Here is a 15,292-nt window from a genome sequence, read left to right as displayed (position 1 = left end):
TAAGTTCGACGAGCAGTGAATGGACGTGCCAGCGATGACGGCGACCAGCGAGATTCCCGCACTCAGCGCAGACCCCGCGAACCGCTCTGCCGCACCCTCTGACTCACCCTTTGCTCCACAGAACCCAGCCGCGCCCTCCCCTTGTGTGCCCACCTCGTCCCTGGAATCGCTTGCGCCTTCCGAAAGCCAGCCCGCGGACGTGCCCGGCAACCGCTCCTTCGTCATCACCTGGCTGCTGTCGATGCTCTTCGGGGTCCTCGGTCTTGATCGGTTCTACACCGGCCGATACCTCACGGGCGCGCTCAAGCTGCTCAGCCTCGGCGGGTTGGGGATCTGGTGGCTCATCGATCTCGGCATCGTTCTCGCCGGCGGCCTGCGCTATCGGCGGGAGCCGCTGCGCGGTTACGCGCAGGACAAGGAGATAGCGTGGATCGCCACCGGATTCACCCTCATCGTCGCCTATTCGATGCAGGTCGACGAGCTCGTGACAACGCTGCTCGGCAGCCTCTTCTGAGACGATCCAGCCTCCGGTTCTGATGCGTCTCGGCAGCCTGTTCTGAGACGGTTCGCCGACAGTTCACGACTGTCTCAGGTCTGCCTTTCCTGAAAACTGCACGTTCTCGGTCTAGGCTCGAGATCAGGACAGTCCAAGGAGGCACAATGAAACGGCAATTCCCCATTGTCCGGATGGTCACCGGCGAATCGGCAGGCAAGCAGATCGCCGGAGCGGCGGCGGCCGCCTCGGCGCTCGGACTCGGCGCGCTGGCAGCATGGGATCTCACGCAGAAGAAGCATTCGATCCTGCGCAACTATCCGATCGCCGGGCACGCCCGATTCCTGCTGGAGTCGATCCGACCGGAGATCCAGCAGTACTTCATCGAACGCAATTGGGACGGGCGCCCGTTCAATCGCGACACCCGCACCACCATCTACGAACGAGCCAAAGGCACCCACTCGGAACACGCGTTCGGCACCGAGCACGATGTCGACCGCGCCGGCTACGAGGCGCTCATGCACTCGAACATGCCGATCCCCAATCCGCCCAGGCCACCACGCGTGCGCATCGGCGGTGACGAGTGCACTCAGCCCTACGACATCTCGCTGCTCAACGTCTCGGCGATGAGCTTCGGCTCGCTGAGCAACAACGCCATCCGAGCCCTGAACAAGGGCGCGGCGCTGGGCGGATTCGCCCACGACACCGGTGAGGGATCGATCTCGCCGTATCACCGTGAGCACGGCGGCGACCTCATCTGGGAGCTCGGCACCGGATACTTCGGCGCCCGCACCCCCGAAGGAGAATTCTCCTCCGAGATCTTCGCCGAGAAGGCGCAGGACGCGCAGGTGAAGATGGTCTCGCTCAAGCTCTCCCAGGGTGCGAAGCCGGGCATCGGCGGCGTGCTGCCAGGGCCGAAGGTCACCGAGGAGATCTCCGAGATCCGCGGCATCCCCGTCGGCCAGACCTGTATCAGCCCTCCCGGACACACGGTGTTCTCGACTCCGATCGAGCTGCTCGAGTTCATCCGGCAGATGCGTGAGCTCTCCGGCGGCAAACCCGCCGGATTCAAACTGTGCATCGGCTCGCGCACGGAGTTCCTCTCGATCGTCAAGGCCATGGTGGAGACCCAGATCCTGCCGGACTTCATCATCGTCGACGGCTCCGAAGGCGGCACGGGTGCGGCACCGCTGGAATTCGAGGACAATGTCGGTCTGCCTCTGACCCAGGGGCTGATGATCGTCCACAACGCGCTCGTCGGCGCGGGCCTGCGGAAGAAGATCAAGGTCGGCGCTTCGGGCAAGATCGCCACCGGCACCGATATCGTCAAGCGCCTCATCCAGGGTGCGGACTTCACGAACTCCGCCCGCGCGATGATGATGGCAGTCGGTTGCATCCAGGCCCAGGCCTGCCACACGGGCAAATGCCCCGTCGGCGTCGCCACACAGGATCCGCGGCGAGCGCGCGCCATCGACGTGCCCACCAAGGCCGATCGTGTGCGCAACTACCACGACGGAGTCGTCGCCGAGGCGGTCCGCCTCATGGCATCGATGGGTGCGGCCGCACCCGACGAGCTGGAGCCGACGATGCTGCGACGCAATGTCTCGGCCTCCGAATCCTGGTCCTATGCTCGCCTCTACGACTGGCTGAAGCCCGGCGAACTCCTTGATGACACCCCATCGGAGTGGGCAGACGACTGGGCCACGGCCCGCGCGGACACCTTCACCATCCCCCGCGGACACAGCCGCTGAGTGAGAGGATTCCTATGACCACGCTTGTCCTTCTCCACTCGGCGCTGGGACGGACGTCCGGGATGGACGCCATCGCCGAACGCTTCGCCCTCGCCGGGCATGCCGTCCACACTCCCGACGTCTACGCAGGCAGGACCTTCGACGACGCAGAATCGGGAGTCGCCCACTCCCAGGAGGTCGGGTTCTCGACCCTCGTGGATCGGGTGAAGGACGCCTGCCAGGACCTCGGCGATGATCTCGTCTTCGGCGGATTCTCACTCGGAGCCGCCCTCGCTCAGCAGATGGGCAAGAACGATCCGCGCGCCCGCGGCGTCCTGCTCTTCCACGGCGGCGGCTTCCCGAAGCCGACGCGCTGGCAGGCCGGGGTTCCGGTGCAGGCTCATTTCTCCGTCGATGACTCCTGGCGCAGTCCGGGAACGATCGAGACGCTGATGGAGTCTGCGACGAAGGCGGGTGCGCAGGCGGAGTACTTCCTCTACCCGGGCAGCACCCACCTGTTCAGCGACCCGACCACCCCGGACTACCGCGAAGACAGCGCAGAACTGCTCTACGAACGGGCCTTGGCTTTCCTCGACCGGTTCTGAAGTCCACTTCCCGGCTCCGGGCCACCCTTGCACATAGGCCATCGGTTGCCCAGCCTCGTCGACGCTGGCGGGCGCGGCCCGCCCATGTCACAGTCGGCCGCCTCACCCCACGACGAGGCCGTTGTCGACGATGAGGTTCTGGCCGGTCACCGCACGCGAGGCGGGAGAGGCGAAGAACACCACCGCCGAGGCGAAGTCCTCCGGAGTCGTCACCCGTCGCAGCGCACTGGCGGCCGCGATCTGGTCGAAGACCACTTCGGGCGTCGCCGAGGACGCATCGGTGGTGCGCAGCAGTCCGCCGGAGACCATGTTCACCCGCACCCCGGCCGGGCCGAGATCCTTCGCGAACGTCCTGGTCAGCGACAGCAGCGCCGCCTTGCCTGCCGTGTAGTCGTGGTACGGCACGACCGGGTCCTGGAACAGGTTGGTGCCGATGTTGATGACGCGGCCGGAACCGAGCTCGCGGAAACCGTGCATCGCGGCCTGGATCGTGTTGACCGCACCTTCGACCGAACCGCGGAACTGGTCGGCGAAATCCGAATAGTCGATCTCATCGGCCGGTTGGCGCTCATCTCCGTTGAACGAGAAGTCTGCGAGAGCGTTGTTGACCACAGTGGATACGGGAGTACCGAACTCGGCGGCCGCGGTTTCGAACATGGCGTCGACGGCGCGGGAATCGGTGACATCGGCTTCGATGGCCACCGCACGTCCACCGCGAGCGCGGACCGCCTCGGCGAGCTCTTCTGCAGTCTCGGCAGAGTACCGGTAATTGATGACCAGGGCCGCACCCTCGGGCGCGAAGGCCTTCGCGATCGCAGCGCCCAGGCCGCGTCCGGACCCGGTGACGAGCACGACCTGCTCATCGAGCGGCAGGGCCTCGGAGGTGAATGCCTGTGGGTTGCTCATCGCGTGTCTCCTTCGGACGTCGGTGGGCGGATCCTGACCCCACCATACCCAGGAACCGCCAGCACCGAGGCCGAGCGCCGCGAGACGGTCTGCAGCGCGACAGATGTTGGGTCGATCCACGGTGATGTCGCGGCTCAGAACACCGTGGATCGACCCAACAATCGCCACCGAACCGCGCGCATATGGGCCACGGAACGTGCTCTGAGCGGCAGGAGTCCATAGACTGAAAAGAAGACCACCGTTGTCCATCCCCAGGAAGTCACCCTTATGAACGAGCTCGGCGCCGGCATCTCCATCGGAGTCCTCGCGGCTCTCGTCGTCTTCGTCATCTACTTCATCGGAGCGAAGCTCGGACGATGGCAGCCCAGGAACCCCGCCAGTGGAGGCGGCGCCCAGGGCGGCTACCCGCAGACTCAGGGATACGGCCAAAACCCCTTCGGCCAGCCCGGCTACAACCAGTCCGGTCGCCCGTGGAGCAGCGAGGATGAGACCCGCGTTCTTCCCAGCAACGCGCAGGGCTACAACGCACAGGGCTACGACGACGCCGATCTGCCGCGAGCGACGAAGAACGAACTCGCCGCCAACGTCCAGCACTCCGGCCAGATGATCGAGGCCAACCGACGGGCTGCAACCGCGGCCAACGGCGACACCGTCGCAGTGTTCACCTACATCCTCGGTGCCGCACTCATCGCAGTCGTCGCCTTCGTGTTCTTCAACAACCTGCTGCTGCCGGCCACCATCGGCGCGTTGACAGGCGCGATCATCTGCGTGGCTCTCTCGGCGACCTACACGATCAAGCACCTGGACTTCTGGCCGGACAATGCGACGATCTCGATCATCAACCTGCTCGTCGCCCTGGCCGCGTCGATCTTCATGTACATCGGGTCCGTGCAGACGGTGCGCGACAACATCAGCCTGTCCACGATCACCGACTCGTTCGACGCCCTGCCCTTCGGCGACGGCTTCTCCGCCTTCGCCGTGGCCATCGGCGACCGGGTGGTGACGTTCTTCAAGGACTTCGGCTTCTTCGGCTTCGTGTTCCTGCTGTTCATGGGCATCGGCTGCATCATCGTCTTCACCCTCGCCGCTAAGTCGCTCGTCGACGTCATGGATTGGCGGATCTTCGCCCAGTTCGGCCACAACGTCACCGATCGTCCTATGTCGTATTCGCGTGCCGTGCGCTTCCAGACGTCGAAGGTCTCGCACACTGTGACCTCGCTCGTTCTCGCCGTCATCGCTGTGCTCGCCGCCACAGGATTGCTCTATGACGGCTTCACTTGGTTCACACGCTGATGAACATCTCAGAAACCGGGCGGTAAGATAGGTCCGGAATTCCCCCGTCGTGACGCGTTACGAGCGCGCCTCTGCGGCCGATATCGACACCGACGAACGACCCGAAAAGGGATGAGTACTTCAATTGGCGAATGGCAACGCAACATTTCGGCACTCGAACGTGGCCCTGCTCGGCCTGACCGAGACCCTGGCCCCGAACGAAGTGACCTCGCAGGAATTCGACGACCGCCTCGCCGATACGCTGTCATCTCTCAAATTGCCGCAGGGTCTGCTCCAACGCGTCGCCGGTGTGTACGCCCGCCGCAACTGGGATGAGCCCCACCAGTTCGCCGATGGGGCGATCGCGGCCGGAAAGAGAGCCCTCGCCGAGGCGGGGGTCCCTCCCGACGCCATCGGACTGATGGTCAACACCTCGGTGACCCGTGAGCACCTGGAACCGTCCGTGGCCGTCGGCGTCCACGCCGGCATCGGGCTGGGCCCGCAGGCGATGAACTTCGACATCGCCAACGCCTGCCTCGGATTCGTCAACGGAATGACCCTGGCCGCGAACATGATCGACGCCGGGCAGATCGAATACGCCCTCATCGTCGCCGGCGAAGACGCCTCCCGCGTCCAAGACGCGACGCTCCGCCGCCTCAACCGTCCGGAGATCACCCGCGAGGAGTACCTCAACGAATTCGCGTCCCTGACCCTGGGTTCCGGCGCTGCCGCCGCCGTCCTCGGCCCGGCCGACAAACATCCGGAGGGCCACCGCATCCTCGGCGGCATCACCCGTGCGGCCACCCAGCATCACGAGCTGTGCGTCGGTGACCACAACGGAATGTTCACCGACACGAAGGGGTTGCTCTCCGGCGGAATGGAACTCGTCGTCGCCGCGTGGGAGGAAGCCCACGAGACCGGTTGGAACTGGCGGGAGATGGACCGCTACGTCATGCACCAGGTCTCCGATGTGCACACGAATTCGATCACGAAGGCCGCGAACCTCGACCCCGACCGGATTCCCGTGAGCTATCCGGAGCTGGGCAACGTCGGCCCCGCCTCCCTGCCCATCACCCTGTCCCGTGAGGCCGAGAACCTCAAACCCGGCGACCGCATCCTGTGCATGGGCGTCGGCTCCGGCCTCAACACCGCCATGACCGAGATCGAGTGGTAGAGACTTCATGAGATTTCCTGCACGGCCGGCCACGACTCCCCCGCAGCTGCCCGAGTGGGACCCCGCCTGGTCCCGAATCGTCGAGGCGGAAACCTCCGACGGGACGCACGCGTTCCATGTGCTCGACACGCTGCCGGCCCTGACCGCTGCCGGGGTGGAGCCGACGGGCACGATCGTCGCCCTCCACGGCAACCCGACCTGGTCGTATCTGTGGCGCAGGCTGGCACAGGCCACCATCGATGCCGCACAGTCCGGCGGCCGCGCCTGGCGGCTCATCGCCCCCGACCAGCTCGAGATGGGCTTCTCCGAACGGCTCGCCCACTCCTCGATGCCGGCCCCGAAATCCGCAGAGGTCCGTCGCATCGCCGATCGCATCGCTGATTTCGACGCGGTCGTCTCAAACCTGTTCGCCGAGGTGGCCGCCACCGGATCCGCCACCCACCCGATCGTGACGATCGGTCACGACTGGGGCGGAGTCCTCTCACTCGGCTGGGCCGCCAGGAACACCGAACTTGTGTCCGCGGCGATCAGCCTCAACACGGCCGTCCACCAGCCCGAGGACGCCCCGGTGCCCGCGCCGCTGCGCGCGACCCTGGCCGGGCCCATGCTGCCTGCGGCCACCGTTCTCACCGACGGTTTCCTGCGCGTCACCCTCGCCTTGGGTGACCTCGATGCCGAGATCAAGGACGCCTTCCGTGCCCCGTACCGGAGGGCAGAGGACCGGTGGGCGATCGGCAACTTCGTCGCCGATATCCCCGTCGATGGCACTCATGCCTCCGATCCCGAACTCCAGCGCATCGGCCAGGACATCGCTGCGTTCGACAAGCCGGCCCTGCTCGTCTGGGGCCCGAAGGATCCGGTATTCCTCGAACGCTACCTGCGGGACCTGCGCCAGCGCCTGCCGCAGGCCGATGTGCACCGGTTCGAAACGGCCTCCCACCTCGTCAGCGAAGACCACGATGTGCCCGGTCTCGTCCTCGACTGGCTGAGCGCCCAGTTCGATGCGCCCGACGCTGCGAACACCCCCACCGAGGCGGCCCCCGCGAAGGGATCGTCCGAGCGGAAGGGCACGGCCGCCTCGGCGACGGGATCGATCCCTGCCGCCGCCGGCTCAGCGTCCGAGGCTGATATCCGCGCGGTGACCGCGATCCTCGATGCCCGCCGTGACGACGAGGCGATCGCCTCGGTCGACTTCGCGCAGAATCCGGCGCAGCAGATCACGTGGCGCCACCTGTGGCACGTCACCACGTCGATCGCCAACGGGCTGCTCGACCTCGGGGTGAAGCCCGGGGACCGGGTGTCCATGCTCGTGCCTCCGGGCAACAATCTCACCGCCGCCCTCTATGCGTGCCTGAAGATCGGTGCGGTCGCCGTCGTCGCCGATGCCGGACTGGGCCCGAAGGGAATGACCAGGGCGATCACCTCGGCCGACCCGCAGTGGATCGTCGGCGAGCTGCCCGGACTCGCTCTGGCCCGCGCCTTCGGCTGGCCGGGACGACGCATCTCCGTGCGTCCGCTCGGGCCCGTGCGCTCGCGCGTGTTCAAGACAGAGACGAGCCTGACCGAACTCTCCCGCACCCCGCACCGAGCCGAGCTGCCGACCCCAGCACCGGATGCCGATGCGGCGATCCTCTTCACCTCCGGGTCGACGGGCCCCGCGAAGGGCGTGCGCTATACGCATGCGGACATCTCCGCGCTGGCGGCCGTGCTGACCAGGACCTTCAACGTCACCGAAGGCACCGGGCTGGTGGCTGGATTCCCACCGTTCGCCCTGTTGGGACCGGCCATCGGGGCCACCTCGGTGACACCGGACATGTCGGTGACGAAACCGAAGACGCTCACGGCCACAGCGATCGCCGATGCGATCATCGCCGGACGGGCCACCATGGTCTTCGCCTCCCCGGCCGCATACACGAATGTCGCCGCGACCGCCGGCGAGCTCGACGAGCAGCAGCGGGAAGCGTGCGCCGGGGTCGAACTCGTGCTCTCGGCGGGTGCGCCCGTGCCGCTGGAGCTTATGGATGCCATTGCCGAGGTGTTCCCGAACGCGTCCATCCACTCCCCCTATGGCATGACCGAGGGGCTCCTGCTCACCGACATCGACCGTGGCGGCGTGGCTGCCGCCGATGCCACCGGTGGTCTCGGGGTCTGCGTGGGGCAGCCGATCGACGGCGTCGAACTCGCCCTGGCCCCCATCGATGAGGCGGGACGTTCGGCCGATGAGCTGCTGCAGGGCGCGGCCGCGCAGGGCCGCCTCGGCGAATTCGTCGTCAGTGCCGCCCATATCAAGTCCGGCTACGACAATCTGTGGCACACGACTGCGGATTCGGCGCGTGATGATCTGCACGGTCTGGCCTGGCACCGCACGAACGACATCGGCCACATCGATGAGAACGGTCGTGTGTGGCTCGAGGGACGTCTGCAGCATGTCGTCACGACCCCGCGCGGGCCGGTCGGGCCCGGAGGCCTCGAAGCGCTCATCGACGCCGATGCGCAAGTCAGCCGCAGCTCCGTCGTCGGCATCGGTCCCGTCGGCACCCAGGCGCTCGTGGCAGTGCTCGATGCCGAGGGCACCTCGCTGTCTCCCGGTCTGGCGCCCTTGGACCTGACGGCGCGCCTGCGGGAGAAGGTCGCCGAGGCGGTCGGTCATGATCTGACCGCTGTGCTCGTGGCACCCGAGTTCCCCACCGACATCCGCCACAATTCGAAGATCGACCGCTCCCGCCTCTCCGCCTGGGCCGACAGCGTCCTGGCTGGTGGGCCGGTGCGGGGAAGCTTCTAGAGGCATCGCCGATATCTGCGCCACCCCCGAATCTGCGTCGTCCCCGTTCACGAGGAGCTGAAGTGAGAATCACCGTCACCGGAGCCTCCGGGCTGCTCGGTTCGTCCGTCGCGCGTGCGCTCGTCAACGCCGGTCACGAGGTCACCACTCTGCAGCGTCGCCCCTCAGGGGTCGACGGTGCCGTCGATGTCATCGGTTCGGTGACCGATGCGGCCGCCGTCGATCAGGCCGTCACCGGCGCCCAGGCGGTCGTTCATTTGGCCGCGAAGGTGTCCATGATGGGTGATCCCAAAGATTTCGAGGCCGTGAACATCGGCGGGACCCGCACACTCGTCGATGCGGCGCGGGCCGCCGGCGTGCAGCGTCTGGTCCATATCTCATCTCCTTCAGTGGCGCATACCGGTGAGTCGATCATCGGCGACGGTGCCGAACCGGCGTCTCCGGAGTCTGCGCGCGGCGAGTATGCGCGGACGAAGGGCGCCGGTGAGCGGATTGCCCTGGGCGCGGACTCGTCCGACTTCCGGGTGCTCGTCCTGCGTCCGCACCTCATGTGGGGTCCGGGTGATACCCAGCTCACTGAACGGGTCATCGACCGTGCCCGATCGGGACGGATGCCGGTGCTCGGTTCGGGAGCGGGGCTGGTCGACACCCTGTTCGTCGACAATGCGGTGGAGGCGATCGCCGCTGCGGTGACCGCGGTCGATTCCACCCATGGTGAGGCACTGGTGGTGACGAACGGTCAGCCGCGACCCATCGGCGAGCTGATGTCACGCATCGCGATCGCCGGCGGTGCGGCGGAGCCGAAGCTGCGCATTCCGGTGGCGCCGGCGCTGGTAGCAGGGTCTGTGGTCGAAAAGGTGTGGGAGCTCGGAGAGCATGACGACGAACCGCCGTTGACGAGGTTTCTCGCCGAACAGCTGTCGACCGCGCATTGGTTCGATCAGCGGCGGACGCAGGAAGTCCTCGGGTGGACTCCCCGCGTCAGCATCGAAGAGGGCCTGCAGATCCTCGCCGCGCACTACGCCTGAGGGTGTGCCGGCTCAGAGCCGGTACTGGTTGTTCTCCTCGGCCGACGGTTCCTCGTTCTCACGTGCCCGGTCGTCCGCAGTCTCGTCTTCGGCAGGCTCTTCCTCGGCCGATTCTGCGGACTCCTCGACCTCGTCCGGCATCTTGCCGGAGAGCGCGTCGGCCGACATTCCGGGTTCACCGGTCGGCGGTGCCTCGAGCGAGGAGCCGCTGGCGGATTCGTCGAATTCCTCCGGGTCGAGCGTCGCCGGGTCTTCGGCGGGTCCTTCGAGTTCGGGGTCGGACGCCGAGGCGGACCCGCTGTCACTGACGTCGTCCTTGTTCAGCGACGGAGCTGCAGTCATGGTCTCGTCAGCCGTATCCGCAGCCTGTGGTGCGGCGGTGGGCTGAGCCGGGAACGCCGGCGGCATCGGTGGAGGCGGAGGCAGTTCGGACGAATCGCCTGACTGCGCGGCAGGCTTCTCAGCGGGCCGGGCCGGTTCATCATCGACAGCGGCTGTGCCGCCGGACGGCGCAGAGGCGGATGGCTGTGCGGGAGCGACGGGTGCTGCCGGCTGTGCGGGCTTCACCACCACTGCGGGCTTCGCAGAATCCGTGGGTCGCTCCTCATCTTTCGAGGCCTCGCCGCCTTCGGTTCCGTCCGACTCCAGGGACGAGTCCGTCTCACTGTTCTGCTCAGCCGCGTGCTCGGTCGCGTCGGTCTCAGGCGCCTCGTCCGACCCAACGGTCGTCGCCTCGTTCGGCGAAGCGGTCGCCGCACCGTCGGCAGCGGCGCTGGTCCCAGCCGATTCCTCGCCTTCGGTCGTCGCCGCGGCCCCAGCCGCGTCCGAGCCTTCAGCTGTCGCACTGCCGGCGGACTCGCTCGCAGTCGGAACCGTTTCGGTGGGTGTCGACTGAGCCGATGCACCCTCGGTGGGTGTCGCTTCCCCCGACGCAGCCTCGGCGGAATCGTCGGCTGCTGCCTTCCCCTCGGTGGAAGTCTCCTCCGCTGACCCATCGGACGAGGCCGCCTCCGACGATTGGGCGGTCGACCCCGGCAGGGCACCGTCGATGCCTTCGAGGCTCACTCCCGCCTCGGCGGCGAGTCGGGCACGTCGTTCGGCACGGGCCTTCGCCCGCTCGTCTTCGCTCTTCTGCGCCTTCGCCTTGGCCTTCGCCGATTCGCCCTTCGGCTGGGTCGGGCGCACGGCCTCCCAGATGAGCAGGACGACGAGCATTGTCAGCCCGACGATGACGCCCATGAGGATCGAACCCCACGGTCGCGCCATCGCGAAGAAGTCGAAGATGGCGTTCAGACCGAACATGACGGCGAGGCCGAGGATCAGTGCAACCAGGAATCTCATATCCCCATTGTGCCCTCTCCTGGTCCGAGTGCAGGGAAATGGGTCCACTTTCGTGCCGGTGGCGATCCCCGAGGATGCGCCCCACCTCGGCACACAACTGTGCCATGCGTCACAATAGGAGCATGAACACCACCATCGAGAACTCCGCTGAAAGCTACGACGACGTCGTGGCCCGCATCGCCGAGGACCCAGAGGTCTTCTGGCTCGAGCAGGCCAAGAACCACATCGACTGGGTCACCGAACCGACGAAGGCCGTCGACGATTCGAATGCGCCGATCTATCGCTGGTTCCCCGACGGCGAGCTCAACGTCTGTTACAACGCGCTCGACCGACATGTCGCGAACGGCCGCGGCGACCAGGCCGCCATCATCTACGATTCGCCGGTCACCGACACCGTCCGTTCGATCAACTACGCCGAGCTTCTCGACGAGGTCTCCCGCTTCGCTCGGGCCCTGGCGGACAGAGGTGTGACCAAGGGCGATCGCGTCGTCATCTACATGCCGATGATCCCCGAGGCGGCCGTGGCCATGCTCGCGTGCGCCCGCCTCGGCGCGATCCACTCGGTCGTCTTCGGCGGCTTTGCTCCGAACGAGCTCGCCGTGCGCATCGACGACACCGCCCCGAAAGCCGTCATCTCCACTTCCTGCGGAGTCGAGAAGAGCCGAGTCCTCGAATACAAACCGATGCTCGATGAGGCCGTCGAGATCGCCGAGAACAAACCTGACTTCACCGTCATCGTCCAACGCGACGAACATCGCTGCGAACTCGGCGAGAACGACCTCGACTACGCCGAACTGCTCGCCCAGACGCCCGAGGGCATCGACCCGGTGACCGTGAAGGCCACCGACGAGCTCTACGTCCTCTACACCTCGGGCACCACCGGCAAACCGAAGGGAATCGTCCGCGATTCCGGCGGATATGCGGTGGCCGGAGCGTTCTCGATGCCGACCGTCTTCGGCCTCCACCCGGGCGACACGATGTTCACAGCCTCCGACGTCGGGTGGGTCGTCGGGCACACGTACATCATCTACGCACCCCTTCTGGCCGGCGTCACCTCGGTGCTCTACGAGGGCAAACCCGTGGGCACACCCGATGCCGGAGCCTTCTTCCGCGCCATTGAGCAGCACAAGGTCAACGTCCACTTCACCGCCCCGACCGCCATGCGCGTGGTGCGCAAGGAGGACCCGAACGGCGAGCTGATGAAGAAGTACGATCTGTCGAGTCTGCGTGCGGAGTTCCTCGCCGGCGAGCGCCTCGATCCCGACACATATGAGTGGACGACGAAGATCCTCGCCGAGGCGACCGGACGCGACGTCCCCGTCGTCGACAATTGGTGGCAGACGGAGACCGGCTGGCCGATCACGGCGAATCCGCTGGGACTGACCCGGTTCCCGCTCAAGGCGGGATCCTCGACGAAGCCGACTCCCGGCTTCCACGTCGAGGTCGTCGACCCCGGCGGTCAGCCAGTTCCGGCCGGGGAGGAAGGACTCATCGTCATCCGGCTGCCGCTGCCTCCGGGCACCATGGCCACGGTGTGGGGTGACGACGAGCGGTTCATCTCCTCCTACCTCGCCGCCTTCGACGGCTATTACCTCACCGGCGATTCCGGCTATCTCGATGAGGATGGGTACGTCTTCGTCATGGGTCGCACCGACGATGTCATCAACGTCGCCGGGCACCGCCTGTCCACCGGCATCATCGAGGCGGTCGTCGCCTCCCACCCGGCCGTGGCCGAGGCCGCTGTCATCGGCGTCCACGATGACATGAAGGGACAGATCCCACGTGCGCTGGTCGTGCTCGGGGATTCCGCCGAGGCGGCCGACCCGGACACCGTCATCGACGAACTCGTGGCGCTCGTCCGCAAAGAGATCGGACCGGTCGCCGCATTCAAACGCGTCGACATCGTCGCGGGTCTGCCGAAGACCCGGTCGGGCAAGATCCTGCGCAAGACGATGCGGCAGATCGCCGATGGCGTCGACGATCCAGCTGTGCCGTCGACGATCGAGGATCGCAGCGTGCTCGATGACCTCGGGGCGGTGCTCTCCCGCAGCTGAGCGGTGAGCGGCCCGCGCTGCCGCATGATCGTTGCCCCGGCGGCGGTGTCGTGGGCACGCAAGCGCGCCACGCCGGGAGTCTCGGCGCACAGACGCAGACGCGATCCGGTGCGAACCGTGGAGGTTCGCACCGGATCGCGTCGATGTTTCACGGTGCCGTTCTGTTGATGGACAGCGCGGATGTGCGGGCCGGCATCGCGTTCTCGGGTGGTCGGGAGAGTGTCTTCGCACGACCCAACGGTCGGCCGCCTGCGGAGAGCACTCCACCGGCGGCGTCGCTTACGAGCTGCGTCCCTGTTCGAAGCCAGCGGCGAATCCACGCTCGAAGGCCTCTTGGACCTCCTGTTCGCGGCTGCGGCGCTCATCGGCCCAGCCGAAGGGGTCGAATCCTCGTCGGCCCGGACCGAAGCCGGGACCGAAGTTCGGACCGATTCCGCGCCGTCCGCGGCCTCCCCCGCGGCGGCGGTCGTGGTCGCCGTTCCCACCACGAGGTCCATGAGCCTCGTGACGGTCAGGGCCGCCTCGGTGATCGTCATGGTCGTGAGGGTGTTCGCGGTCGTGCGGTCCGTTATGGCGGGCCGAGTCGTCGCCGCAGCGATCGGGGCCGAAGTTGTCGACGATCTTCGACAGCGAGGCCTTGAGGTTCTCGAATTCTTCGGAGGTGAGCACCTCTTCGATGCGATCGCCGACTCCGTCGCGCATATCGCGGAAGCGCTGGCGCAGCTCTTCGGGATCGATGTTCTTCGATGGCCCCCATCCACCTCGGCCGCGCGGCGGACCGTAGGTCACAGGCTCTTCCGGGTAGGCGGCACCGTCGGCGACGACCTCATCGGAATCCCAGCGGCGACGTCCTCGCCGCATACGCCCGAAGTCGCGAGGGTCGAATCCGGAGTCGACCGCGGCCGAGCGGAATTCGCGACGCAGCACGTGGCTGAACTCGCGCAGCAGCTGCGGCAGATCGGTGTCGGTGTCATCGCGCTTGCCGTCGCCGGAATCGGCACCGTTCACGGGCTCAGTGCGTGCGGCCGAATCATTCTCCGCCGCATCGGTCCCGTCCGCTTCGCCCGGCTGTTCGCGATCGGAGCCGAGACTCGAGGCGCTGCCGGCGACGGTGTTCTCGTCGGTGTTCGGCGAGTCCGTCCGGCCATCGGCACCTGCTGCGCCGGCTCCTCCGGTCGGGGTGGTGAAGTCGTCGTTGTCATCGTTGAAGTCTTTGTTTTCAGTCATGTCATCTCCTTAGTTGTCATCTGACATGTACATGCAGAATGACATGCAATTCGATTGCATGTCAAGTGGCATGTAAAATCGAATCATGAGCACGAACGATGACATTCAGGCGATCGCCGAGGCGCTCACCCGCCTGCAGTGGCGGCGCGGCCCCGGCGGTCCGCGCGGATTCGGCCCCTTCGGCGGGTTCGGTGAGCACGGCGGCCCTGGCGAGCGCGGCGGCTTCGGTGAACGCGGTGGATTCGGAGACCGTGGTGGATTCGGTGGCGGTCGGAACTCAGACGATTTCCCTTTCGGCGGCAGGCGTCATCCCGGTGGGCCGTTCGCCGCACACGGCCGTGGGCGTGCACTCATCCGTCTGCTCGTCTCACTCGTCCAGGCGGGCACGGCGCTGGGAGTCAGCGCACTCGGCGATGCGATCGGCGTCGATCAGCCGCGCGCGTCCAGGCTCGTGTCCCAAGGCGTCGAGCTCGGACTACTGCGTCGCGAGGCAGACCCGGATGATGCCCGGCGAACCCTCATCGCGCTGACGGACAAGGGCCGCGCGATCACCAACAGATTCCGCGGCGCCCAGCGTGACAACGTCGATCATGCATTGAGCACATTCACCGAGGACGAACGGGCACAGCTGGCATCGCTGCTCACGCGTCTCGCCGACGCCTGGCCGAAATGAGCGCCGG

Annotated in this window: 12 protein-coding genes; 9 read left to right on the top strand and 3 right to left on the bottom strand. The window is 66.7% G+C overall.

Features of this window, described 5'->3' with window-relative positions:
- The first annotated feature begins 199 nt into the window (after window positions 1–199).
- The 3 genes from ACU4IU_RS10570 (at window position 200) to ACU4IU_RS10560 (ending at window position 2,828) form a co-directional block, all read left to right on the top strand.
- Entirely contained in the window at window positions 200–514 is a 315-nt protein-coding gene (locus ACU4IU_RS10570) for a TM2 domain-containing protein (protein ID WP_446656681.1), read from the top strand.
- A 146-nt stretch (window positions 515–660) separates the two neighbouring features.
- Window positions 661–2,244: an FMN-binding glutamate synthase family protein gene (locus tag ACU4IU_RS10565; RefSeq protein ID WP_446656680.1), complete on the top strand. Its 1,584-nt coding sequence runs from the start codon at window positions 661–663 to the stop codon at window positions 2,242–2,244.
- Window positions 2,245–2,258: 14 nt separating this feature from the next.
- Window positions 2,259–2,828, top strand: a complete 570-nt coding sequence (locus ACU4IU_RS10560; RefSeq protein ID WP_446656679.1) for a dienelactone hydrolase family protein — start codon at window positions 2,259–2,261, stop codon at window positions 2,826–2,828.
- Window positions 2,829–2,930: 102 nt separating this feature from the next.
- Here ACU4IU_RS10560 and ACU4IU_RS10555 read toward each other — a convergent pair whose 3' ends face one another.
- The gene (locus ACU4IU_RS10555) at window positions 2,931–3,734 is read right to left on the bottom strand and encodes a 3-oxoacyl-ACP reductase (protein WP_446656678.1); all 804 of its coding nucleotides are present in this window, start codon (window positions 3,732–3,734) and stop codon (window positions 2,931–2,933) included.
- 267 nt (window positions 3,735–4,001) lie between these two features.
- Between ACU4IU_RS10555 and ACU4IU_RS10550 the strand changes: the two genes are divergently transcribed.
- The 4 genes from ACU4IU_RS10550 (at window position 4,002) to ACU4IU_RS10535 (ending at window position 9,990) form a co-directional block, all read left to right on the top strand.
- Window positions 4,002–5,027 carry a hypothetical protein gene (locus tag ACU4IU_RS10550; protein WP_446656677.1) on the top strand — a complete coding sequence of 342 codons (1,026 nt, stop codon included), beginning with the start codon at window positions 4,002–4,004 and terminating at the stop codon, window positions 5,025–5,027.
- A 124-nt stretch (window positions 5,028–5,151) separates the two neighbouring features.
- Complete coding sequence (locus ACU4IU_RS10545) at window positions 5,152–6,180, top strand: 3-oxoacyl-ACP synthase III (protein ID WP_139469028.1); 1,029 nt, start codon at window positions 5,152–5,154, stop codon at window positions 6,178–6,180.
- A 7-nt stretch (window positions 6,181–6,187) separates the two neighbouring features.
- Window positions 6,188–8,962, top strand: a complete 2,775-nt coding sequence (locus tag ACU4IU_RS10540) for an alpha/beta fold hydrolase (RefSeq protein ID WP_446656676.1) — start codon at window positions 6,188–6,190, stop codon at window positions 8,960–8,962.
- A 62-nt stretch (window positions 8,963–9,024) separates the two neighbouring features.
- Complete coding sequence (locus ACU4IU_RS10535) at window positions 9,025–9,990, top strand: NAD-dependent epimerase/dehydratase family protein (protein WP_446656675.1); 966 nt, start codon at window positions 9,025–9,027, stop codon at window positions 9,988–9,990.
- A gap of 12 nt (window positions 9,991–10,002) precedes the next feature.
- Here the strand turns inward: ACU4IU_RS10535 and ACU4IU_RS10530 are convergent, their stop codons facing one another.
- A complete protein-coding gene (locus ACU4IU_RS10530) occupies window positions 10,003–11,331 on the bottom strand; it encodes a hypothetical protein (RefSeq protein ID WP_446656674.1) in 1,329 nt (442 codons plus the stop codon).
- A 104-nt stretch (window positions 11,332–11,435) separates the two neighbouring features.
- On the opposite strand from ACU4IU_RS10530, the gene ACU4IU_RS10525 reads away from it, so the two are divergent.
- Complete coding sequence (locus ACU4IU_RS10525; RefSeq protein ID WP_376904561.1) at window positions 11,436–13,385, top strand: acetate--CoA ligase; 1,950 nt, start codon at window positions 11,436–11,438, stop codon at window positions 13,383–13,385.
- A gap of 279 nt (window positions 13,386–13,664) precedes the next feature.
- Here ACU4IU_RS10525 and ACU4IU_RS10520 read toward each other — a convergent pair whose 3' ends face one another.
- Window positions 13,665–14,612, bottom strand: coding sequence for a hypothetical protein (locus ACU4IU_RS10520; RefSeq protein ID WP_446656673.1), 948 nt, complete (start codon window positions 14,610–14,612; stop codon window positions 13,665–13,667).
- Between the two features lie 85 nt (window positions 14,613–14,697).
- On the opposite strand from ACU4IU_RS10520, the gene ACU4IU_RS10515 reads away from it, so the two are divergent.
- The gene (locus ACU4IU_RS10515) at window positions 14,698–15,285 is read left to right on the top strand and encodes a MarR family winged helix-turn-helix transcriptional regulator (RefSeq protein ID WP_376904559.1); all 588 of its coding nucleotides are present in this window, start codon (window positions 14,698–14,700) and stop codon (window positions 15,283–15,285) included.
- The last annotated feature ends 7 nt before the right edge of the window (window positions 15,286–15,292 follow it).

This window comes from Brevibacterium sp. CSND-B09, assembly GCF_052906525.1.
Note: the sequence above shows the minus strand (reverse complement) of the source record. Positions and strands in the feature narration are given on the sequence as shown.